Source organism: Nonomuraea terrae (genome assembly GCF_044465245.1).
Lineage (GTDB): Bacteria > Actinomycetota > Actinomycetes > Streptosporangiales > Streptosporangiaceae > Nonomuraea > Nonomuraea terrae.
Window position 1 is genome coordinate 465,648 of the sequence record NZ_JBITLL010000009.1, and the last position, 21,274, is coordinate 486,921.

Consider the following 21,274-nt stretch of genomic DNA (forward strand, 5'->3'; position numbering starts at 1 on the left):
GTTCAGCCCTTCATCTCGCGCGGAGCAGTTGCGCTGGTGATCAGCTTGGGCGCGATCAGTTTCATCAACGCGATCACATCAGCCGCGTTGTCCCGCCCTTCGACGCCTCTCGACATCCCGACGAACAACTGGGCCTTCCCTCTTACCAGCACGGCGCCGGCCATCGTCTTGTCCGCCTCCACTGTCCCGCCTTGCGTGTAGAACCCGATACCACCCGGGACGATCTCAGGCAGTTGCTTGCCGCCGGCCTTGATCTCGGCCCTGACCCACTCCTCTCCACCTTCCGGAGTCAGGTCGACGTCAAGCAGCTTCTTCTTGTCCCCCGTGGGCTGATAGATGTGGCATCCACCGATTCCCAACCCGTCGCTGAAGCTCAGGTCGAAATCTCCGCGAGCGTGCGGTTGGCGCACGCCCGTCATCAACTCGACAGCTCGAAGAGGAATGTGGTCGCAGATGTAGGGCGGCGCGGCGACTGTCGGCAGCGGAGTCCTGTCAACGGGAGGCTTCTGGGGAGTTGTGCAACCAACCAGCACCAGTGCTATGCCGAGAGCGGTGAAGATTCTCATTTGTTCTCGCTGAATGCGCCATCGTAAGCATCGACCAATTCCTTCTTCGTCCTCTTCCACATCGTGCCCTCATGGTCGTCCTCCACCCACGTTTCGTAGGCGTCGAAGTGCGGATGCTGGAGAGCGCCTTCCGGTGTCATCTCCCCCAGCGTCATCAGGGTCCCGTCGGGTTTACGGAAGCTCAAGGAGCTACCAGCCTCCTGGCCGAAGAGCCCGTGGTCGAACATGGCCTGAGCCATGAGCTGGGTCGCCAGGAACTCCGATCTGGCCTTTGCCGTGTTGGCTTCGTACGTCGCCTGGTTCTTGTTGACGTCGGTCTTGGCGCTGTCCTCGATCAGGCTGGTCCAGGCACCCACGACGCCAGCCGTGATGGGCCAACCGGCCTTCTGCGGGATGGCCAGCCCGGTGTTGACCACCGCCATGATCGCCTTCATCTTCCGCTCCTGGGCGTCGTCCAACTTCTGGCCCTCGGCTATGCGAGCGAGCCCCGTCGCGTCGGTGACCAGGCCGAACCCGGCACCTACCTCCTTTGCGGCGCCCGCGAATCCGTCACGGTCGCCGCGTGCGGCATTGTGATCGAGCACCCTTTCGGACCACACGGTCTGGGCTGCCATCAGCGTCGAGACAGTCTTCGGAGCCTCCTCGAACACCTCCGTCATGACCACCCGCAAGTCCTCGGTGCGAAACTGCGCACCCCACGGCTCGTTCGGCGGCCAGTGAGAGGGGTTGATCGTGCGCACGCGAGCCCCGCTGAGCCCCGACCGCTCCGAGACGTAGGCGGCGTCAGGAATGTAGGCGGCGAGGATGAGCGCGGTCGTGCCGGCCGGAACGGCCGATTCGCCGCCCTTGTTGATCCGCTCACGCTGCAACTCGACGAACTCCGAGGCCAGTTGAGCGGATCTGAAACCGCGGGACGGGTTCTGCTCCGTGCCGTCTCGATCCCGGAAGACTGTGGTGGCCGCCTCGACGGCCTTGCCGACCTCGTCCTTGCCGTTCACCGTAGGACGTTCGGTCAGGAAGCGTCTCAACGCCGTAGGGTCCTCGACGAAGAAGTCCTGGGCCGCTGCGGGATTGCGGCCCAAGGCCGCCATCATGTCCACTATCGGATCTTGGTGAGGGTCGCGGAAGACCGTTCCACCTTGAGCCGGGGGTTTGCGGTCGTGGGCGTCAATGGCTTGGGCCACTTGCAGCAGGAAGGCAGAGTCGAACGAGCCATGCCTGATCGCCTTCGCCAGCGCCTGGTGGTCCCACCCGGTGAGCCCGGAAGTGAACTCCTTGCGCCAACCGGCGTCCATCCGGGAGCTGGCCGTACCGAGGGTCTTGCTGAGCGCTACCTGGAGACGCTGGAGCGCCTTGTCCCCGCGCACGGTCTTGGCCATCACCTGCCGGTACGTGGTGGCGCCCAGCGCATGCATGAGCGTCGCGGCGAAGGCCGGATCGCCGATGCGCTTCTCCAACGCGGCGAGGGTCTTCTCATCGACTTCGCCGGTCTTCGCGGTTTCGGCCAGCCTGGTCGTGGCCGCATAGACGTCGGCGTTGCTGGAGGCCCGGTTGTAGAGGGCCTCGTCGAAGGGCGCCATGGCAGAGGCATCAGCGCCCCAGGTCGTGGTCAGGGACTGGATGGTCTCGTTGCGCCGGCGCAGTTCCGGGCGTTTGGAGCCGATCCAGTTGCCCATCTCGCGCATGGCCGTGAGCGCGGAGGTGTCACCTTGCACGTGGCTCAGGGCCTGGCGAATGCGTGGTTCGTGCGCGCGGAGCACATCCTCCACCCTGCCGAGATCGCGCTCGAAGCGGTCCATCTCCGATGGAGTGATGCCGGAGTAGTTCCAGTTCGGAGGCTTGGGGGTCAATGATGGTCGCGCCGGGTCCAGATCACCGGTGGTGGCTGGAGGCGTCGTGGGCTGGTCAGAGGGACGGACCGGTGGGGGTAACGGCGTGGGAGTTGGCTGGGCGTGGTCACCCGGAGGCCCGCCGTTCGTTACCGGCGGCGACTGGGTGGGACGGGGATCGGGTACTGGGTGACTCATTACGGGTCTCCAGCACAGTGCGGCAAGCGACCAACGAAATTATCTCCGGTACCAGTACGCCTCGACCGGGGCTCATAACGCAATAGCATGGGAATTCCTCGCTCGAGTGTTGCGCCGCCGCCAGGATGTACGGGAAACCCGCGCTCGCGGTTCGCTCCAGAACGAAAAGCTCTCAGCAGTTTGATCGTTGCCGCGTCGTCTCCGGCATGAGCACGCCCTGTTTGTGCATGTGTCCTTGAGCGGGTGCTATGCCTTGCCACCGAAGTGGACGTCCCATGTAGGCATCGTGATGGTGATTCTGCATGACCACACCTGTTTCGCGGCGTTACTGCCCCCGCTAGTCTCTTGACGACCATGTGATGCGGCCCGACGGGCTTCCGCGGTCGTACGGCCTCGGCCGGAGCGGATAGGCCCCCACCCGCACGAATTCTTTCGTGCTGCCTAGGGGACAATCCGTGACGGCTCTGCGGCTGTCTGTCGACAACCTGCTTGCCTCGCCCAACGAGGCCGCCCTGGCGGAAGTGATCGCCGAACACGTGAAGGCAAGCACCGGACGCCGGTCCTCCCCCTCCGAGGTCAGGTCCTGGCAGCGCAGCTTGCCGGTCCTCGCTCGCGATCTGGCGGACGCCGGGCTGCACAGGGTCGAGATGCTGGTGGAGTACAAGCTTCCGCTGACCAGCCGGCGGGCCGACGTGGTTCTCGCCGGTGTACATCCGCGGACCGGCGAAGATTCCTATGTCGTGGTCGAGCTCAAGCAGTGGAGCCGCGCGGAGCCATCGGATGCGGGCGAGCATCTCGTCATCGTGGACGGCATGCCGGGCGGCGAGACGCTCCACCCGGCTGAGCAGGTACGCCGGTACTGCGAGTACATGTGCGACTTCCTCGGGGTGCTCAACGGCAAGCCGAACGCCGTGTACGGAGCCGCGTACCTGCACAACGCCATGGACCTGGACGTCGACGGCCTGTCGGAGCAGGTTCGCGACGAGCGCAGCCGCCTGTTCACCAAGCAGCGACGCGGCGAATTTCTCCGGTACCTGAGCGAGCGGCTGTCCGACAAACCGGGCGCCGACGCTGCCGACCGGCTGCTGAGCAGCGCAGTCGCTCCGAGCAAGCAGCTCATGACCTACGCCTCCAAAGAGATCCGTGAGCGCGAGCAGTTCACGTTGCTGGACGAGCAGCAAGTCGCGTACGAGCTCGTCATGGGCGCGGTCGAGAAGGCACGGCGGGCGGACTCCAAGCAGGTCGTCATCGTCACCGGTGGCCCCGGCAGCGGCAAGAGCGTCATCGCGCTGTCGCTGCTCGGCGAGTTGTTCAGGCAAGGTCGTTCGGCTCTGCACGCCACCGGCTCACAGTCCTTCACCCAGACCATGCGCCGCTATCCCGGCCGTGGCAGCACCCGGATCAAGAACCTCTTCAAGTACTTCAACAGCTTCACCGACGCCGAGCAGAACGGCATGGACGTGCTGATCTGCGACGAAGCTCATCGCATCCGCGAGACCTCCACCAACCGCTTCACTCCGGCGGCGAGGCGGACGGGACGCAGCCAGCTCGACGAGCTGCTGTCCGCGGCGCGAGTCCCGGTCTTCCTCCTTGACGAGCACCAGGTGGTACGGCCCGGCGAGCTCGGCACCGTGGCGGGCATCGAGCACTACGCCCGCGCCAAGGGATTCGACGTGCGACGTGTCTCGCTCGACGAGCAGTTCCGCTGCGGCGGCAGCCGGAAGTACGAGCAGTGGGTGCTCCGCCTGCTGGGCCTGGCCGACGGCGGGCCGATGGAGTGGGATGGGGATGAGGATTTTGAGGTACGGCTCGCTGACTCACCCCAAGAGCTCGAGGCCTTCCTGCACGCCCAGACCGGCACCGCCCGCATGACCGCCGGCTACTGCTGGCCGTGGAGCGACCCGCGCCCCGATGACACTCTCGTCAACGACGTTGTCATCGGCGACTGGGCGCGGCCGTGGAACGTCAAGAAGGACCGCGCCGTCGGCGACTGTCCGCCGAGCATGCTGTGGGCCAGCGAGCCGAACGGGATCGGGCAGGTCGGCTGCGTCTACACAGCCCAAGGATTCGAATACGACTGGAACGGCGTCTTCCTGGGCCCTGACCTCACCGTCCACGATGGACAGGTGGTCACCGTACGCAAGGAGAACAAGGACCCTGCCTTCAGAAGCCGTAAGTCCGTACCCGACAGCGACTTCGACCAGCTGGTACGCAACGTGTACAAGGTCCTGCTCACGCGAGGTATGCGAGGTACGGTGATCCACGCGGTCAACCCTGAACTGCGTGATTACCTCGCCAACTTGGTACGCACAGCAAGGCATTGAGGCGTCCGGTCGGGAGCGTGAAGGGCGTTCGGGCCGGCGTGATCGGTCAGCCGTACAAGACAGACCACACGCACTGTCGCCGAAGATACAAGCCGCCCACGATCAGAAGGCAGGCCTCGTTCCGCAATAGGACGTAAGTGGCCCGCAGCCTGCCTGTCGCTCGATGCACCATCCAGCGGTTGATGGCGAGCTCGGCATGGCCGGACTGGTCCGCAGCACAGCCGGCGCACCACCATCACCGGTGACCAGGCCGAGCGGCCGGCGGATCTGACCGGTGTCACTTCCACACTGCGGCGCCGAATCAGCAGGGGGTCTCCGACCGCGCCTGTATTCGTTCCTGGTCGCTCTGGGTGTACGCGGCGTTTCGTCATCGCCGTCTACTCCCGGATGGTCGTGGGCCGGGGGTGGCGCTCCCCCAGCGGCTTGAGCAACTCGCACGCCGTCGTGACGCCTCCCGCTGGCTCAGCCGGGAAGCGACCACGGTGGACCTCACGACGGTGCACCGGCCGATTGCGCTCACGCAGTCGCCACCGCCGTCCCACTCTCCGGACCGCAATCACGAGTGAGGATCCGAGACGGCGTCTCAGAGGGAGATCGCGTCGTACAGGCGCCGCGCCTCGTGGATGAGCAGGCTTGAGCCCTTGCGTGCCGCGAGCTCCGCCAGCCCTGGCAGGTCGTCCTGCGCCCCGGTGAGTACCGCCGCCCGTACGGCGACCGTGAGCAACTTCCCCAGGCCCGCCTTGGCCTTCTCCCCGGGCCCAGGCAGCAGCAGCGGCACCGCCTGAGCCAGAGCCGTCCACACCTCGGCGTGCGCCCCGGCCGCCGAGACCTCGTCGAGGATGCCGGTGATCCGGTTGAGCTTGACCTGCTCGCCGACAACCATGTGGCCAAGGGCCCGGCCGAGGTCGGCCGCGGGCAGCTCCCCGTGCGCGGCCAGCGTGAGGATCGCGTCGGCGGCGCGGGCTCGCTGGGCGGGGACCGGATGGCTCATGCCGGCAACGATCGTGCTCGCTGTCGCGAGGCCGACCGGACCGTCGTTATGCGTCAGGGCGGCCACGACCTCCACGTCCATGAACCCTGGGAGGCACTCAAGGAGGTACGCGGCCACGGCCTCCCGATGCGACGGCATGATGGACGGCCACCACACCATGTTCCGGGAGAAGGCGGGATAGCCGGTCTTGGGCACGAGCGTCCACAGCTCGGCGAGCGGCCCGGGCACGCCCTCGGGCGGTGCCAGCCGGGCATGCGCCTCCTGCAGCGACTGGTGGTAGGACCCCGGGCGGTCGAACGCCTCGAGCTCCCAGGTCACCAAGGGGTCGGGCAGCCCGCCGTCGCGCAGGCAGGCCGCCAGCCGCCGGCCCGCTTCCGACGGCAGTCTCTCCGCCCGCGCGGCCAGCTCCGGATCGATCCGGCGCGGCAGTCGCAGCAACGCCTGCAGGAAGTCGTGTTCAAGTGGCTCGGTGCCGTTCAGCCGCTCCATGCGCGCGACCAGGGTGGCGGCGTCGACGTGCCCCGTGGGCGAGGTCGGCGTGGCCAGCAGCACGGGGACCGTCTCGCCCCGCTCGAACAGGGATATGACCTCGCGGAAACGCTGCTGGACGAATCGTTGCAAAGCAGGCTCATGGCTCGGCCAGCGGCCTTCGCCGTTCAGCAACTTGGTCAGCTCGCGGCTGTCCGCGGGCGACACGACGGCCAGCGCGCAGCGCGACAGCAGGAAACCGATGTGCTCGTCGCCGCCGGACATGCCGTAGACGTAGATGCTCGCGTCGAAGGGGTGCCGCCACTGCGTCCGCCACCAGGGCTGCAAGCCCGCCACGACGGCGTCACGGTCGTGATGGGTCAGCTCGACCAGCGCTGCGAGAATGCGGTCGGCCCGCGCCGGATCCTGCGGCCAGAGCGGTCTGTCCAGCTCGGCGGCCAGTTCCGGCACCGAGGCGATGGGCGGGGCCAGGGCGGGCAGCGACGTCGCGGTCAGCGCGGGAACGACCACGGGCTCGGGTCGGACCTCGTCCACCGCGCCATAGGCTGCGGCCAACCGCCGGCGCAGGTCGGCGGGCAGCCGGGTGCCCGCCTCGCGGATCGCCTCCCTGTCGGGTTCGGTGGTGTGCGGGGCGAGCTTGACCGCGACGCGTACCGCACGCTCGCGCAGGCTGGGCGTGTCGACGTCGAGCACGGGCACCAGCGCGGCCGCCGCGGCGCCGCCCCTGGCCGGGGGCGCGTCGGCGATCCACTTCACCGCGGCCGCCATGTTCTTCTTCTCCGGCCGGTACGCCAGCGCCTGGACCGCCTCGGCGAACAGCCCCGCGTCGAGCGTTCCGGCGGACTCCGCCCGGTGCAGTTCCTCCATGGCGAGCTGGAGCACGGGTGAGGACGCCGACGGCAGCACGCGGACGAAGTCAGCCACCGGGATCTCGGCCGTTTCCGGCTTCAGCTCCCGCCACAGCGTGACGAAGGAGCCGGCGTCAGCGGCATCGACTCCGGTCAGGAACCGGCTCATGCAGCCGTCGAGCAGCGCCTGGCGCGGCACACGGCCCGTCCTGGCCAGCGCGACCAGCTCGCCGATGATGGTGTGACCGTCTGCCCAGACTCGGCCCCAGGTCAGCCCGTCCGCCACACCCTGCGCTTGGAACAGGCGCGGCAGCATGTGATCGAGCAGCCGATCGCCGGCGAGTACCGGAGCTCCCCGGTTCGCCTGCTGCCGCAAGGCCATCCGCAACACCCATCCGGACACGAACGCGTCGTTCTCCGGCGGCTCGGCGCCCGTCTCGACCACCAGTGCCGCGGCCAGATCCCAGTTTCCCAACGCCTCCATGCGCCGCCACGTCGGACCAGTGGCCGGCCGCAGCCGCCGCACCAGGCGAACGGCCAGATCACGGCGCCACTCCAGCGACCGGTTCGCCAGCACGGACATCATGCGTGCGGCATCAGCCTCCGGCTCCACCCGGCGCAACTCCCGCCGGTTGAGCCAGGACGCCACCTGCTCGGCCCCGCTCAAGCAGGCCGCCCCGGCCAAGCGGTAGAGGGACGCCAGCTCCCGGACCCGCTGTTCGGCCTCCCACCCGGCACGCCCCCGTTCGCTCAGGTGAGCGGGCAAGTGCCGGGCGATCGCGCGCTTGTCGTCGTCACCGAGGCCGTCCAGGAACGCCACGAGGCTGGCGACGGAGCCGGTCTCGATGCGGTCGAGCGCCTCCTGTACGGGGTTCACGCGGGTGCTCCGATCCGGGCCGGGCATAAATCGATCTCGATCACGGACCGCAGCTTATTGATCGAGACCGACAATGTGGCTCATCTCTGGATGATCTGGGCCAACAGCAGCTGGTGCCCGGGCACGTAAGCCTTGTCGGGCCGCTGTGGTCGGTTGTCGCCGGTGACTCCCGCTTACTCGCAAGGCTTGTTCAGCGCAGGACGAGGCGCCGGATACGCGCTGCGGCATGGTGACACGCGTTGGGCTGATCGAGGGTGGCCCGGCGAGGGTGAGACGCGGCCCTCGCGATTACGACCTGGGAGAGGTGCCTTCGTTACCGTTCAGCGAAGGCGCCGGCTCTGTCCCGTCGGGTTCGTGTCCGGGCTGGTTTTCGACAGCGTGATAGGCATGCTGGTCCGCCTCATCCGGCTCCGGTGTGCCAAGGCGGCGCCCGGACAGCTCGCCAGGGGTCCAGCTCATGCACTCGGGCCTCTGCCTGGTGCCGTTGCGGGAGAATTCCTCCACCGCGGCGCGGATCTGGCCGCCGGCAGGGTGCGGCGGGTGATGGTAGCCGGGGGAATCCCGACAGCAAGTTCCGCTTCCCTCAAGGACGCCCTTGACCAGATCGGCGCGGCCCTGTCCCTGCAGCGGGCGGCCACGGCGCACTCCGACTGAGGCGACGACTGAGGCGACGACTGATCGCGCCGGGCTTCTCCGGCCTGAGCGCCCGCATCGGCCAGGTCCTTTCGGCAGGGCAGAAGGCGGGAACCGAACCCGGTTCCCGCCTTCCTCACCTTCAGCGTGCGGTGGTGAACAGGAACGCGCAGTCCTCCACGGCCTCCACACGGTGGCGGCGTTCAGGCATGACCAGCAGATCGCCGGGCAGCCCGTCCCACGAGTCAGGCCCGGCGACCAGCCGCACCCGCCCGTGCAGCACGTGCACCGTCACCTCGCCGGGATGCTCGTGTTCGTGTATGTGCTCGCCCTGCCGCAACGCCATCACGGTCTGCCGCAAGGAACGATCATGTCCACCGTGGACCGTGGTGGCGCCGCGGCCGCTGTCCGCCTCACGGGCTTGCGCGAGCAGACTGCCGGCGAGCGCGGTCAACGAGACCTTGGTCACGACCGCGGCGCCCGACGGTCGCGCCGAGCCTCCAACTCCTCCGGGCTGACCACGGTCAACATCGGCTGCCCGGGCGCGCAGAACATCGTCACCACGAACGCCGACTCCTCGTCGGCGAGGTGGTTGCCGTCCTGGTAGTGGATCACGTCCCCACCGGGCTCCCAGAACGCCTCACCAGCCCGGACGACCCGGACGGGTTCCCCTTCGAGCTCGAAGTTCACGGCCCCCTTGATCACGTATCCGTACGCGGGCCCGGAGTGCCGGTGCGGCGGCGCACCGGGGCTGTTCGGCGGCAATGTGACCAGGATCGTCATGGCCTCGGCCCCCTCCGGCGCAGGCGGCGCCCCCGGCACGGTGGCGACCACGTCGATTTTCGGCGGTGGCCCGCTCTTGTCGGGGTTCTCGAGCTGGTGAGCGTGATCGGTGTTCATCAGGCTTCCTTCGTGTGACGGCGGCCGGCTCCGATCCGGCCGTGCACCAGCTCAGACCAGACAGCACCCGGATGTGTGACAACGCTGCGAAAAGCGCGCCCGCCGTGGACGCCCCCGCCCGCGGACGACATGATCACGGGCCTAGGCACGGCATGCTCGACGCGTCTACGTCTAGACGCCGTTCGCACCGAAAGATCAAATATCCGATCTTTGCTGAGGGCCGGAGGCAGGGGGTGGCCTGGGCGGTTCCCTGCCGTGGCGAAGGGCATGGGCTTTCGGGCTCACGGCGAGGTCACGCCGGCTTGGGGGTCCACGCTGGGTCGCGGCCTGCGAAGCCGAGTGCGCGGTCGAACGCCGGCGCGTCCTCGGGGACCTCGACCACCGGGCCGAAGAGACCTTCCCGGCCGGCTGCCTGCTCCGGTCGCGCTGCCTCGCTGGTGAACGCGAGAACGGCCGCCGTGTCGGCCGGGGCGCACGTGAACGGCTGGCCGGTCGCGCGGGCGAGGTCCCAGCCGTGCAGGACCAGTTCGTCCAGTGCGACCACGACCATCTGCTCGGCGGGCATCGTCACGCCGCCGGCCTCGGTCATCCCCTCCCGGGCGGCCGGGGCGCGCCAGGCCTCCACCAGCTCGTCGAGTCGCCGTGGAAGCAGCGTGCGCCACTGCGGATCGAGACGTTCGGCGCTCTCCGCTCCCGGCCGTGGTCCGCCTTCGGGCGGGGGTGTCTTCCGGGCCGCCCAGGTGAACGCCAGTGACAGGCCCATGAGGTGGTCGAGCAGTGCGGCGACCGAGGTGTCAGCGCACGGCGTCGGATCGTCCATCCGATCCTCGGTGACACCGTCCAGCAGCCGCACCACCTCGCGGGCAGCGGACTCCAGATCGATCGTCGGCATGGCGGTTCCTCTCCTTCGTACCTGACTCGTCGCTCTACCGTGCTGACTTCCCGGGATCGCAGAAGTCATCGGTCCGCGCCGGCTCGACGGTTCGTCGCCATGGGTGGATCGATGCCGGTGGGGAGCTACGCTCCGGACGCCGGAGAGGCCGGTCGACGCTGCTCCGGCTGATCCACGGGACAACAGTAGGCGGTTCTGCCGGCAAGTTGCCAGGTCAGTACGGGCGCAGCGCACCTGCGGCAGTGCTCGCGCCGGTAGACCCAACGCTCCGAGGGCGCTCCCGGGTCGCTGACCACCTGCCCGGCGTCCCGGCCGAGCGCGAGGTACGTGACCGCGATGTCCCAGAGCCGCCCTGCGGTGCCAGGAGAAACGTGGCGGGCGTTCGGATGGAGGCCGGCGAGGAAGAGCAGCTCGGCCCGCCACGCGTTGCCGATCCCGGACCAGACCTTCTGGTCGAGCACGGCCGCGCCCACCGGCCCGCGGAAGGCGATCAGCCGGGTGACGGCCTCGTCCGCGAACGCGTCCGAGCGCAGCGGATCCGGCCCGAGCGACTCCCGCAGCGCCGCCACCTGCGCCGGAGACAGCGCCTCGCAGCGGGACGGGGCGATGAGGTCGTACGCCACCTCGTGGGTCGCCAGCCGGAGCCGGGTCCCGGCCCGCGGCGGCGTGCCGGGGTCGTCGTACCGCAGGAAGATCCCTCGCATACCCAGATGTACGTGCACGGTGGGCGCGTCCTCGAAGTGGTAGAGCAGGTGCTTGCCTGCTGCCTCCACATCCGTGAGCGCCCGCCCGTCCCACGGCCGCGCGTCGAACCGGCCCTGCGGCCCGGATGCGCGCACCGCCCGGCCGGCGAGGTCCGCGTGCTGCGCGGCGGCGTGGCGGTGGATGAGGTGTCCTTCCGGCATGCCCTACGACGTACCCGGTGAGCTGGGGCGACGTCGGTCAGGCGTGGGCGAGGAGGCGGGCGAGCTGGGCGGCGTTGACCTGGGCGTGGTCTCGGTAGCAGTTGTTCATCAGGACGTGCGTGGTCTCGGTGTCCTCGGCGAGCCGCCGCAGCTTGGGCGCCCAATCCCGGAGCTCGTCCTCGCTGTAGAGGTAGCCGAACCGCTCATGGATGTCCTTGCTGGTCCACTTGGCCGAATGGCCGTGGAAGCGCACGACCGCCAGGCCGCCGGTGGCCGCCAGCACGGGCGGGATCGAGGTGGGATAGCCCTGCGGCATGTCCACGCTCACGTACGGCACCTCGTGTTCGCGCAGGAAGCCCAGGGTCTCGGCCTGGTTCTCCTCGCTCATCCATGTGTGGTTGCGGAACTCCACACTGATCGGCACCGGAGCGCAGCGTTCCTTGCACTCCACGATGTATTGCTTGTTGCTCCGGGCGATCGGGAACCACTGCGGGAACTGGAACAGCACCGCGCCCAGCTTGCCCGCCTCGCGCAGCGGCGCCAGCGCGGCGAGGAACCTGTCCCACACCTGCTCGGCGATATCGCGGTCCAGGTCGCGCAAGTAGACGTTCTTCTTCGCTTCCCCGATGCGCTCCCGCAGGTCCTTGTACAGCGCGCCGGGGCGGGTGGGGTGATGCGTCAGCAGCGAGAACGCCTTGACGTCGAAGGTGAACCCGACGGGGGTGCGATCGCGCCACAGGGAGACGGTGTTCTCCGCCGGTGGCGAGTAGTAAGAGGAGTCCACCTCCACCAGCGGAAACCGGCTGGCGTAGTAGCCGAGCCGCTCCTGCGCGGAGGTGACGTCACGGGGATACCACCCCGACTCCAGCAGCGTCTTGTCGGTCCAGGACGCGGTTCCCACCAGGATGGAACCCATGTGTCGCTCCTACCCCGGCAGGGAGGTACGACGCGCGGCCCGAGCGGGCTCGCCATGTCCGAGCTCCGGGGCGGCGTCTCACCGACGTAGGCTTGGGGCGCGTTCCAATCTTCGTCACCGATGCCCAGGCTCGGGAGTGTCCATGACGCACAGGAGCACGTTCACGCCCTCGGCCTTCAGCGGCCGCGCGCCGTGAGGCAGGAGAAGGAGCGAGACGACTCCGACGATTTCGGCGGGATGAGCCTCGGGAACATGATCCTGATGTTCGTCCTGGTGGCTCTGTCACGCCCCTGGGAAACGCTCAGGGCTCTCGTCGAACTGGCCCTTGGGCTTGGAGCCCGTGCGGGTCGCCGGCTGCTCGATCTCGTTCTCCTCCCTTTCCGATGGGCGGCCTTGATCATGTGGTCGCGTCGGGCGGACCGCCGCCCCACCTTCGAGGATTTCCTGCACGGCGACGAGGAGGACCGAGACCCCTCATGACCGAGCCGGCGGTCGCCGTGGAGGACAGCTTGGTACGACGCCGTCGGCATGGTGGCGCTGTGGTTCCTGCAGACGATGGAAAAGGGTGGGGGAATATCCGTCATCTGTCCGGTGATGTCCTGATGCATGGTGGCTAGCGTCCCTCTCGGGGGACCGAGGCTCGCTCTCCGCGTGGCTGGCCGTCTCTCTCAAGTGAGGGTGAGGTGCCATGGCCAAGCGGAAGGTCGCAGCCGCCGTGGGGGCGTTCGGGCTGATGGGGATGTTGCTGACGGGAGCGCCGCCGGCGGTCGCGGCGGCGGCGGCGGAGGTCGGGTCGGCGACGGTGGTGCCGTTGCAGGTCACCGGGCCGCCGCAGGACCGGCTGAACCTGATCATTTTAGGCGACGGCTACACCGCCGAGGAGATGCAGCAGTTCCGCGACGATGTGGAGCGGCACCTCAACGTGCAGTGGAGCATCGAGCCGTTCCGCAGTTACCGCGACTACTTCAACGTGTACATGGTCGAGGTCGTGTCGGGGGTGTCCGGCATCAGCTGTGATCCCGACGATGGCAACGTCCGCCGCGACACGCCGTTGAAGCTGCAGTACGCGGCCACCTGCCCCGCCGACCCGAACGCCCGCGGTGTCACGTTCGGGGCCGGTGGTCAGCAGGCGCTGGAGCAGTACGTCTCGATGATCCCGGGGGTGACGGCGCAGAACCGGCAGACGCTGACGATCGCCAACACCAGCACGTACGGCGGCATCGGCGGCCGCAACGCCACGACGACCGGGCAGGCGCCGCAGGGCCCGCTGGTCAGCCCGCACGAGCTGGGCCACTCGCTCGGCGGGCTGCAGGACGAGTACCCGTACAGCGCCCGCAACGTCCCCGGCGGCCGGCACCCGGACAGCGAGCCGTCGTCGATCCACCACACCCGGCTGACCGAGGAGGAGATGCGGGAGCAGCAGGCCAAGTGGTTCCGCTGGCTGGGTGAGGAGAGCCTGTCCGGCGGGACCATCGGCCGGTACGAGAGCGGAATGACCCGTTCGTCCAACGTGTGGCGGCCGAGCGAACACTCGATCATGCGCTGGATCGGCTTCCACTTCGACCAGGTCGGCCGCGAGCGGATGATCGAGCGCATCTCCGGCCGGCGCGACGTCGCCCAGATGACGGTGCACTCCACGCCGACCGACCAGCCGGTGTACGCGGGAGACGTGCTCTGGGTCGAGACGATGCACCCGCTGTACCACGAGCTCACGGTCACCTGGGCGGTCAACGGCAAGACCGTCAAGAACACCAGGAACAGCCGCGACTTCGACCTGGACGAGCAGCACGTACGGCCGGGCGACACCGTCACCGTCACCGTGTCCGACGACACCGAGGACGTGCGCGACCCCGCCGTGGCCGACGGCGGCGCGCTCACCCAGACCCGCGAGTGGGTCGTCGCCGAGGGGGCGGCGCCGGCGACGCCGAGCCCGTCCGCGGTCGAGTTCACGTCGTCGACGGCGACCACCCACCCCGTCGGCGGCCAGGACGTCGTCTACGTCGAGACCACCCACCCGCGTGACCGCGTCCTGGACGTCACCTGGGCGATCGACGGCAAGCCGCTCAACGTCAACAGGACCAGGAACAGCCGCAACCTCGACCTCGGCGAGCTGAAGCTGAAGCCCGGCACGTACGAGCTGACGGCGACGGTGTCCGACCCGGCGGTGCCCGGCTCCCCGACCGACACCCTCACCTGGACCGTCGACAACGTCGCGCCCGAGGTGACGTACGACTTGTCCGACCCGGTCTCCTCGGCCCCCGCCAAGGGTTCGCGTGCGCCGCACTACGCGTTCAAGGAGTGGTTCGAGATGGGGCTGGAGGCGACGGACGACCAGGAGGGCTACGTCGTCATCGAGTTCCGGCTCGACGGTGACGGCTGGTTCAACTACCACGGCTGGCCGGACGCGCCCGAGGGCACGCCGTACCGGTTCACGCCGTCCGGCACGGTCATCAAGGAGATCGCGTACGGCAACCTCGGCACCGGCGGTCTGACCAAGGCGCCGTTCGAGCAGTTCTACCCGGACTTCAAGCCGGGCTACGGCGACCACACGGTCGAGTACCGGGCCATCGACGCCGCGGGCAACATCAGCGAGCCGAAGAAGTTCACGGTGACGGTGAACGACACCGACGGCGCGACGCCGCTGCCCCCGGGCGCCATTGTCGTCGACTGACAGCCGTTCTCAGGTGGGCATCCCCGTACCCGCGGGGGTGCCCGTGGTCAGCCGGTGAAGCGGATCTTGGCGCCCTGGTCCGTGATGGACACGACGCGGAAGTTGAGCTTGTTGGCGGAGCCGCTGGCGCCCTCGCTCATCAGGACGTTGCCGTTGGGCACCGTCACCTGGACCACGTCCGTGCCGGCCCAGTCGCTCCACACCTTGGCCACGCGTACCCAGGCGAGACCGTACTTCTTGGCCACGCGGAACTTCACCGGCTTGGTGAAGGTGAACTGGCATGTGCCGTCGTAGCAGCCCCGGAGGGCCGGCGCGGCGGCGGCCGGGGTCGCGGCGAGGGCCGGGGCCGCGACCAGTGCGCACGCGAGGGTCAGGGAGCTGAGGGCAAGCCGGTTCACGGGCTTCTCCTTCTTCGGGGGGCGGCGCTGCTTTTGTCACATCCGCGTAGATCGCGCGGATGTGACGCATTTTTACGGCCGCGCCTCGGGAGGGGTCCCAAGGGTCAGCTCCGGGCCGCCGGGATGCCGCCGGCCGGGACGTCGCGCAGCAGCCATACGGGGTTGGACAGCGCGATGACCCGCCCGGTCCTGTCACGCACCTCGAGCCGCACGAAACGGGGTGAGCGGGTGTCGACGGGAAGGTCGACGTAGCCGCGGGACCACGCGGAGGCCGGCATCTCGGTGAACGTGGTCCCGGGCTCCGGCTTGGCGGGTCCGGCGAGGTCCACCGTTCCCTGCACGATGCGCACGACGCCGTCGGCGGGCAGGCCGGTGAGGATGGCCCGTACGGCACGGGTCGCGGCGGCCGATGTGGTGACGGACCCCATGGGAGCACCGCCGTCCACCTGGAGGTCGATGACGCCGGAGAACCGGGCGGGGTCGCCGAAGAAGACCCGCCCGGAGGCCAGGGCGGCGAGCAGGTCGGCGAGCTCGCGGCTGGGCGAGTGCGCCCAGGTGACGAAGTTGGACTCCTGGCCGAGCCAGTCCTGCCCGGAGTGGTCGTCGCTGACGCCGGTTCCGGTGAGGAAGACGGCGTTACGGGAGCAGACGTCCCACAGCTGGGAGTGCCGCTCGAGGTCGACGCCGCCGCGGCTGGGGTAGCCGACCTCGAGGATGTCGCAGCCCATGGCCCGGTCGGCGAGCACGGTCTTGGCGACCTTCGCGCGGAGGGCGTCCTGCTCGGCCGGCGGCAGCTCGGCGGGGTGCGAGGTGCCGAAGGGATGGTTGTAGGAGGCGAGGCCGCCGGTCGAGTGGATCATCTCGACGACCGCGAGCCCGGCCGCCGGGTCGGGGTCGGCCACCGGCTGCGGCTTGGCGAACGCCGGCATGGTGATCTCGGGCCCGAACCAGTTGACGTGCGTGGGCTTGACGAGGGAGACCTCCAGGCCCTGGTACTGGCGTACCGCGGGGAACCGCGCGGCGTAGCCGGCCATCAGCGCCGCCTGGACCTGCAGGACGGCGTCGGCCGAACGCGCCGGGCGGGAGATGCGCAGCAGGTCGAACCAGCCGTCGGCGAGGCGACCCTTCTCGCTGACGGCGCCGAGCGTCAGCGAGAGCATCGCGGCGTCACGGCTCTCCAGGTCCGGCCAGAATCGCGCGATGTCCTCGGCCGGGGACATCCGCACGGTGTTCCACCGTCCCTGCCGGGCGGGCAGGTGCACCACGCCTTGCAGCCCGGACGCGGTGCGGGACTTCCCCTGGGTGCCGTTGATGACGTAGGTGAGCTTGTACTGGCCGGCGGGGCGCCCGGTGGTCGCGGGCCGCCAGCTGGTGGTGATCTCCACGGTCAGGTACGCGTGCGGCGACACCTCCGCGGGGTAGACGTCGACCTCGATCGTCTGGTCGTACACCGATCTTTGGTGGACCGTGTTCGCGGCGGTGCCGGAGACGCGCACCGCGGCGGCGTCGGGGCCGGCGGAGGTCGCCGTGAGCCGTACGGAGCCGGGGGTGGCCGCGTCCGCCGGCGAGGCCGTCGTCCGGTCCCACCGGACCTGCGAGGACGCGAGGGTGCCCTGCCGCTGTTCGGCCCACGACCAGGCCACGCCGTTGACCTGCTCGGCGGGGCCGTTCATGTGGACGAGGCCGGGGTATCCGTGCTCGGCCATGCGGAAGTCGTGCTCGGTCCACCACATCACGTCGATGCCGGCGCGGGTGGCCTGTTCGAGGTGGCCCTGCATGCTGCCGACGCCCTCGCTCCAGGACGCGTGGATGTGCATCGCCATCGAGATCGGGCGGCCGGGAGCGCCGGCCGCCGCGGCGGGCTGGGGCCCCAGCGCGAGCCGTCCCGCGCCCACCGCGGCGACCGCCGCCGTGGCCTTCAACATGCTGCGCCGCGATAGCCGGCCCATCTTGCTCCCCCCGGTTCGTCTGTTGCGGGGAGAGCGTGGCAGGGACGAGTGAAAGCGACATTTCTCTATAAATAGGGATCTGCGAACACAGGATGACCGTTACGGGAGGGCCCTCGATCAGGAAACCCTCATGGCAGGGTGACGAACCGCTGGAGGAAGTTCCGGGCGCCGGTGGTGTCGGTGCGGTAGACCACGTTCGTGGCGTAGCAGGGGATGTCGCCGCTGATGGTCGTGGCGGCGAGCACCAGGTCGCCGCCGAGCGTGACGAAGTTCGGGCCGCCGGAGTCGCCGTAACAGGCGCCGCCGAGTTCGCGGCTCTCGTTCATCGCGAGCCGGACCCACGTCTTGTTGAGGGCGTTGAAGTCGACCGGGGCCTTCCTGCGCACGCCGCCGCCCGGGTGGGTGTGCCCGCCGGGGCCGGTCACCGCCTCCTGGCTGCCGTACCCCACGACCAGCCAGTCCTGGGCGTCGAGGGCGCGTGAGCCGAGTTCGGAGAGCTGGTCGTGCCGGGGCAGGGTCGCGGGGACGAACGTCCAGCGGCGCGCGAGTTCGGCGCTCCGGCCGGCGTCCAGCTTGATGACGGCGATGTCGCGGGAGTCCGCCTGGTTGCCGGGGTAGCCGGGATCGGCGTGGGCGACCCCCTGGACGCCGACGCGGGCGGCGATCTGGTCGGGCGTTCCGCCCTGGGCGGTCGAGGCGTCGATCTCGGCCTGCGCGTCCTGGGCGAGGGAGACGTAGAACTTGGTGCCGGGCGGCCGGCCGACGGTGCAGTGGGCGGCGGTGAGGAAGACGTCCCTGGCGATCATCGTGCCCGTGCAGCTCCACCGGACGGTGTCCGGCGTGGCGGGGTCGCGGTCGCCGTCGGACTGGACGATGAGCGCCCCGACCTCCGTACGCTCGGGCGCCGGCGCGGAGTTGTAGGAGTTGATCGCCGACGCGGGTCCGGGGGCGCTGAGGACGAGCGCGGTGGCGGCGGCGGTGATCGAGGCGAGCAGAGCGGGGCGTCGCACGTCTTTTTCTCCACTCATGAGGGGGTACGCCAGAAGCTGATCACATCTGACACAGAAAGTGAAGATTTGTGGCTAGGGATAGTCGAGGACGTACACCGGTGAGCCGACCCGCGTCGTGTCGGCCGCTTCGCCGACGCCGTTGACGACGTGGTCGATCGTGCCGGCGTCGAGGTTGACCGTCATGACGTGGTGCAGTCGGACGCCCGGCGTCTCGGGGACCTCGAAGCCGTTCTCGGTGTGGATCGACGGGTTGTTCTGGTTGAAGACGTACACGCCGCCGGCGTACAGGTGGTGGCGCTGCACGTCGTCGGCCACCTTGTAGCCGGCCCAGCCCTGCACGTCGCCGTTCATCCAGTCGGCCTGGGTCGGCGGGTCGTACGGGAGCTCGTTCTGGTAGAGGATCGTGGTGCCGTCCTCGCCGTTCCAGACGGTGTTGTGCTGCTGGAAGTGCTCGACGAACAGCCCTGTCGCGGTCACGTCGTCGCCGTTGACGACGACGCCGTTGCGGCCGATGTTGGTGTTCCAGCGTTCGGTGTCGGTGAAGCCTTCGACGCCGTGGTCGGCGCGCCACACCCAGGCGTGGTCGATGAGCACGTTGTCGCTGTTGACCTCCAGCGCGACGCCGGTCTTGCCGACGTGCGGCCCGCCGACGCGGAAGTACACGTCCGAGAGGGTCGTCGGGTCGTCGGGCGCGCTCGGCCGCTCGCCGTGCGGCTTGCCGACGCGGAGCAGCACCGGCGACTCCTCCAGGCCCGCGTCGATCGTGACGCCCGCGACGACGACGCCGGGGACGTCCGCGACGTCCAGCGGGGTCGAGCCGCCGGCGGCGGTGAGCGTGGCGTGTCCCAGGCCGAGGACGACCGTGCCGGGGCGCTTGACCTCGATGCTCCGCGCGATGTCGTACACGCCCGGCGTGAGCAGCAGGTGTTTACCGCGCGCGAGCTGGTTGTTGATGACCCGCACCGGGTCCGACGGCTTGGCGACGAAGAAGTCGGTGATCGGTAACGTCCGGCCCGGCGTCATGCCGCCGTCCCATGAGACGCCGCGGGTGTCCCGCCGCGCCGCGGGGACCCGCACGTTGTACGCGCCGTCCGCCCCGACGAACAGGTACGGCTTCTCGCGGCTCAGCGGCGTCGTGTCGAACGTCGTGTACGGCGGCGTCGGGAACGCCGTGTCGTCCGGGGCGCCGGCGACTCCGGTGAACACCTGGTTCCACACCCCGTTGGACCATCCCGCGACCTCGCTGTTGCGGGTCAGCCACTGCTGCTGCGACCCGTTGGTGACGGACGGCAGCCGCGAGTCGGCGATGAACCCGCCGCTGGCGTACTGAGGGCCGGCGGTGCAGTAGTCCATCAGCGACAGGGCGCCGCCGCTGATGTCGAGGCGGCGCATGGACACCGCCTGCGAGACGGCCCAGAAGTTCGCCGACGCCCGGCAGCCGTCCTGGCCGAGCGTGTCGATCCTGATCGACAGGTTGGACAGGGTGCGCCAGAAGTTCACCAGCGCCAGGCAGTTGCCCGTGCCGCCGTCCGCCAGGCAGCGGTTGTAGACCTCGACCTTGCCGTTGATGACCACGTCCGAGGGCGAGGCGCCCAGACCGGCGATCTCCGTGTAGTAACCGACCTTGATGTGCAGCGGGTCCTGCGCGGTGCCGTACGTTCCCGGTTCGAAGAGGTACGCGTGGCGCTCGCCGCCCATCTCGTCGTCGACCTGGGCGGCGTGGGCCGCGTCGAGGGTCGCTTCGATCTGGCTGACCGGCATGCCGGGGTGGAAGACGGTGACGTTCGCCCCGAGGGACGGCGCGTCGGCGTCCGCCGGGGCCGCCGTCGCGACGACGCCGGTCAGGACGAGGCCGAGCGCGTACATCCACCTGCCGGGCTTGGACGTCATCTGGTCGGCCTTTCGCCTCGGACGGCTGGACTTGGCCTGTTTCTACCGTGTGATCCGTTCTTCGACCAGACCCATTGCTGCTTGGTCGTGGGCGGCCCGGGATGTCAGAGTGCGGGTATGACGCACCTGCATGACGAAGATCCAGCGTGTGAGGTCGCCCACGGAGGCGGCCCCGAGGAGGAGAGCGGGCGGACGCTCGTGGCGGTCTTCGCCTCGCCGGTGGCCGGGTTCCTGCTGAAGTTCGGGGCCGACCTGGGGTTCCGTACGGTGCTGGTGGAGCCCGACCCCGAGCGGCGCCTCGACGGGTTCACGGCGGTGACCGAGATCGGCGACCACGTGGACGCCACGGCCGACGTGGTGCTCACCGACCATCACCGCGCGGAGATCGGGCCCGTCCTGCGCGACCTGCTCAAGTCGCCGGCCCGGTGGATCGGCATCATGGGCAGCCCGCGGCACACCGGGCCGCACGTGCGGGCGCTGACCGACCTGGGGGTGCCGCCGGAGGAGATCGCCCGCGTGCACCGGCCCATCGGGCTCAACATCGGCTCCCGTACGCCCGCCGAGATCGCCCTGGCCACCCTCGCCGGCCTCGTCGCCGACCGCAACGCCCGCCCCGGCGGCTTCACCTTCTGAAGGCTCCGGGTGGCGCCACCGCGCGGCGCGGAAGTAGGCGCGAGGTGCCCACCAGCCACAGGACGGCGGCGGCCAGGCCCAAGCCAGATCTTGATCGGGTGCGCCGGCGTGGTCTCCGCGTGAAGCGGACTTCACGTCCACGGGCGCCGTGTACGGATCAACGGCGCAGAAGAAGCCTCAGAAGTCGCAGGGCCCGAGAGCGGCGGCCGGCATCCGCCGAGAACAGGTGGACCAACGCGAGGGTGATCAGCAGCAGCGCGCCGAGCACGGCGAACGCGGTCAGGTTCAACATGATCGTCATGCCGTTTCATGAGGACGAAGAGCCCGCGTTCTTGCGAAGGGGCCCGCCGGCGGC

17 protein-coding genes are annotated in these 21,274 nt (G+C 69.3%); 4 read left to right on the plus strand and 13 right to left on the minus strand.

The window, feature by feature from the left end:
* Positions 1-2 precede the first annotated feature (2 nt).
* Positions 3-566, minus strand: coding sequence for a hypothetical protein (locus ACIBP6_RS44455; protein ID WP_397060977.1), 564 nt, complete (start codon positions 564-566; stop codon positions 3-5).
* Positions 563-2,365 carry a hypothetical protein gene (locus tag ACIBP6_RS44460; protein ID WP_397060979.1) on the minus strand — a complete coding sequence of 601 codons (1,803 nt, stop codon included), beginning with the start codon at positions 2,363-2,365 and terminating at the stop codon, positions 563-565. The genes ACIBP6_RS44455 and ACIBP6_RS44460 overlap by 4 nt, the downstream gene beginning before the upstream one ends.
* A gap of 683 nt (positions 2,366-3,048) precedes the next feature.
* On the opposite strand from ACIBP6_RS44460, the gene ACIBP6_RS44465 reads away from it, so the two are divergent.
* Positions 3,049-4,917: a DNA/RNA helicase domain-containing protein gene (locus ACIBP6_RS44465; RefSeq protein ID WP_397060981.1), complete on the plus strand. Its 1,869-nt coding sequence runs from the start codon at positions 3,049-3,051 to the stop codon at positions 4,915-4,917.
* Between the two features lie 583 nt (positions 4,918-5,500).
* Here the strand turns inward: ACIBP6_RS44465 and ACIBP6_RS44470 are convergent.
* The 6 genes from ACIBP6_RS44470 to ACIBP6_RS44495 all read right to left on the minus strand — a co-directional run bounded on the left by ACIBP6_RS44470 (position 5,501) and on the right by ACIBP6_RS44495 (position 12,368).
* Positions 5,501-8,122 (minus strand): DUF6493 family protein, encoded by a 2,622-nt coding sequence (locus ACIBP6_RS44470; RefSeq protein ID WP_397060983.1) that lies wholly within the window; start codon positions 8,120-8,122, stop codon positions 5,501-5,503.
* 775 nt (positions 8,123-8,897) lie between these two features.
* Positions 8,898-9,116 (minus strand): hypothetical protein, encoded by a 219-nt coding sequence (locus ACIBP6_RS44475; RefSeq protein ID WP_397060985.1) that lies wholly within the window; start codon positions 9,114-9,116, stop codon positions 8,898-8,900.
* Between the two features lie 104 nt (positions 9,117-9,220).
* Positions 9,221-9,655, minus strand: coding sequence for a cupin domain-containing protein (locus tag ACIBP6_RS44480; protein WP_397060986.1), 435 nt, complete (start codon positions 9,653-9,655; stop codon positions 9,221-9,223).
* A gap of 292 nt (positions 9,656-9,947) precedes the next feature.
* Positions 9,948-10,547 carry a TIGR03086 family metal-binding protein gene (locus tag ACIBP6_RS44485; RefSeq protein ID WP_397060988.1) on the minus strand — a complete coding sequence of 200 codons (600 nt, stop codon included), beginning with the start codon at positions 10,545-10,547 and terminating at the stop codon, positions 9,948-9,950.
* A 125-nt stretch (positions 10,548-10,672) separates the two neighbouring features.
* Positions 10,673-11,452: a DNA-formamidopyrimidine glycosylase family protein gene (locus ACIBP6_RS44490; protein WP_397060990.1), complete on the minus strand. Its 780-nt coding sequence runs from the start codon at positions 11,450-11,452 to the stop codon at positions 10,673-10,675.
* Positions 11,453-11,489: 37 nt separating this feature from the next.
* Complete coding sequence (locus tag ACIBP6_RS44495; protein WP_397060992.1) at positions 11,490-12,368, minus strand: DUF72 domain-containing protein; 879 nt, start codon at positions 12,366-12,368, stop codon at positions 11,490-11,492.
* Positions 12,369-12,488: 120 nt separating this feature from the next.
* Between ACIBP6_RS44495 and ACIBP6_RS44500 the strand changes: the two genes are divergently transcribed.
* Both ACIBP6_RS44500 and ACIBP6_RS44505 read left to right on the plus strand, forming a co-directional pair.
* Entirely contained in the window at positions 12,489-12,848 is a 360-nt protein-coding gene (locus ACIBP6_RS44500) for a hypothetical protein (protein ID WP_397060994.1), read from the plus strand.
* 208 nt (positions 12,849-13,056) lie between these two features.
* Entirely contained in the window at positions 13,057-15,039 is a 1,983-nt protein-coding gene (locus tag ACIBP6_RS44505) for a M64 family metallopeptidase (RefSeq protein ID WP_397060996.1), read from the plus strand.
* Positions 15,040-15,086: 47 nt separating this feature from the next.
* Here ACIBP6_RS44505 and ACIBP6_RS44510 read toward each other — a convergent pair whose 3' ends face one another.
* The 4 genes from ACIBP6_RS44510 to ACIBP6_RS44525 all read right to left on the minus strand — a co-directional run bounded on the left by ACIBP6_RS44510 (position 15,087) and on the right by ACIBP6_RS44525 (position 20,286).
* Complete coding sequence (locus ACIBP6_RS44510; protein WP_397060997.1) at positions 15,087-15,437, minus strand: hypothetical protein; 351 nt, start codon at positions 15,435-15,437, stop codon at positions 15,087-15,089.
* A 104-nt stretch (positions 15,438-15,541) separates the two neighbouring features.
* A complete protein-coding gene (locus ACIBP6_RS44515; protein WP_397060999.1) occupies positions 15,542-17,362 on the minus strand; it encodes a hypothetical protein in 1,821 nt (606 codons plus the stop codon).
* 152 nt (positions 17,363-17,514) lie between these two features.
* Positions 17,515-18,396 carry a trypsin-like serine protease gene (locus ACIBP6_RS44520; RefSeq protein ID WP_397061001.1) on the minus strand — a complete coding sequence of 294 codons (882 nt, stop codon included), beginning with the start codon at positions 18,394-18,396 and terminating at the stop codon, positions 17,515-17,517.
* 72 nt (positions 18,397-18,468) lie between these two features.
* Positions 18,469-20,286, minus strand: coding sequence for an adenylyl cyclase (locus ACIBP6_RS44525; RefSeq protein WP_397061003.1), 1,818 nt, complete (start codon positions 20,284-20,286; stop codon positions 18,469-18,471).
* A gap of 117 nt (positions 20,287-20,403) precedes the next feature.
* Here ACIBP6_RS44525 and ACIBP6_RS44530 point away from each other — a divergent pair, with 117 nt between their 5' ends.
* Entirely contained in the window at positions 20,404-20,919 is a 516-nt protein-coding gene (locus ACIBP6_RS44530) for an XdhC family protein (protein ID WP_397061004.1), read from the plus strand.
* 157 nt (positions 20,920-21,076) lie between these two features.
* Here the strand turns inward: ACIBP6_RS44530 and ACIBP6_RS44535 are convergent, their stop codons facing one another.
* Positions 21,077-21,220 (minus strand): hypothetical protein, encoded by a 144-nt coding sequence (locus ACIBP6_RS44535; RefSeq protein ID WP_397061006.1) that lies wholly within the window; start codon positions 21,218-21,220, stop codon positions 21,077-21,079.
* Between the last annotated feature and the right edge of the window lie 54 nt (positions 21,221-21,274).

Bases quoted from the DNA above. Each gene is read 5' to 3' on its own strand.
- ACIBP6_RS44455 (WP_397060977.1), bottom strand. From the start codon at position 566: ATGAGAATCTTCACCGCTCTCGGCATAGCACTGGTGCTGGTTGGTTGC.
- ACIBP6_RS44460 (WP_397060979.1), bottom strand. From the start codon at position 2,365: ATGGACCGCTTCGAGCGCGATCTCGGCAGGGTGGAGGATGTGCTCCGC.
- ACIBP6_RS44480 (WP_397060986.1), bottom strand. From the start codon at position 9,655: ATGAACACCGATCACGCTCACCAGCTCGAGAACCCCGACAAGAGCGGG.
- ACIBP6_RS44485 (WP_397060988.1), bottom strand. From the start codon at position 10,547: ATGCCGACGATCGATCTGGAGTCCGCTGCCCGCGAGGTGGTGCGGCTG.
- ACIBP6_RS44490 (WP_397060990.1), bottom strand. From the start codon at position 11,452: ATGCCGGAAGGACACCTCATCCACCGCCACGCCGCCGCGCAGCACGCG.
- ACIBP6_RS44495 (WP_397060992.1), bottom strand. From the start codon at position 12,368: ATGGGTTCCATCCTGGTGGGAACCGCGTCCTGGACCGACAAGACGCTG.
- ACIBP6_RS44500 (WP_397060994.1), top strand. From the start codon at position 12,489: ATGCCCAGGCTCGGGAGTGTCCATGACGCACAGGAGCACGTTCACGCC.
- ACIBP6_RS44505 (WP_397060996.1), top strand. From the start codon at position 13,057: ATGGCCAAGCGGAAGGTCGCAGCCGCCGTGGGGGCGTTCGGGCTGATG.
- ACIBP6_RS44515 (WP_397060999.1), bottom strand. From the start codon at position 17,362: ATGTTGAAGGCCACGGCGGCGGTCGCCGCGGTGGGCGCGGGACGGCTC.
- ACIBP6_RS44525 (WP_397061003.1), bottom strand. From the start codon at position 20,286: ATGACGTCCAAGCCCGGCAGGTGGATGTACGCGCTCGGCCTCGTCCTG.
- ACIBP6_RS44530 (WP_397061004.1), top strand. From the start codon at position 20,404: ATGACGCACCTGCATGACGAAGATCCAGCGTGTGAGGTCGCCCACGGA.
- ACIBP6_RS44535 (WP_397061006.1), bottom strand. From the start codon at position 21,220: ATGACGATCATGTTGAACCTGACCGCGTTCGCCGTGCTCGGCGCGCTG.